General features: G+C 73.5%; 1 protein-coding gene. It reads left to right on the top strand.

What is annotated here, in order from left to right; genetic code table 11:
• Positions 1 to 325, top strand: a 325-nt coding sequence (locus AAH979_RS43225) for a DUF6282 family protein (RefSeq protein WP_346263911.1), incomplete at both ends; no start/stop codon positions are given.

Genomic DNA, 325 nt, shown 5'->3' with positions numbered 1-325 from the left:
TCGCACCCGACGTCATGGAGCGGCGGATCGACGACCTCGACCTGGCCGGCCGGTTCGCCGAGGTCGGGCTCGCCGGCTTCGTACTGAAGTCCCACTACGTGCCGACCGCCGAGCGCGCGGCCGTGGTGCGCAAGGTACGCCCCGACGTCGACGTGCTCGGCGCGCTCACCCTGAACGGCTCGGTGGGCGGGATGAACCCGGCCGCGGTCGAGATCGCCGGCCGGCAGGGCGCCCGGATCGTCTGGATGCCCACCGTCGACTCCGGCAACCAGCGCCGCAGTACCGCCACCGACCTGCCCGGCGCCAAACCGGCGATGTGGGGAGC

The organism is Plantactinospora sp. ZYX-F-223, assembly GCF_039649625.1.
Lineage (GTDB): Bacteria > Actinomycetota > Actinomycetes > Mycobacteriales > Micromonosporaceae > Plantactinospora.
The sequence above is the reverse complement of the archived record's forward strand: the minus strand, read 5'-3'. Positions and strand labels throughout refer to the sequence as shown.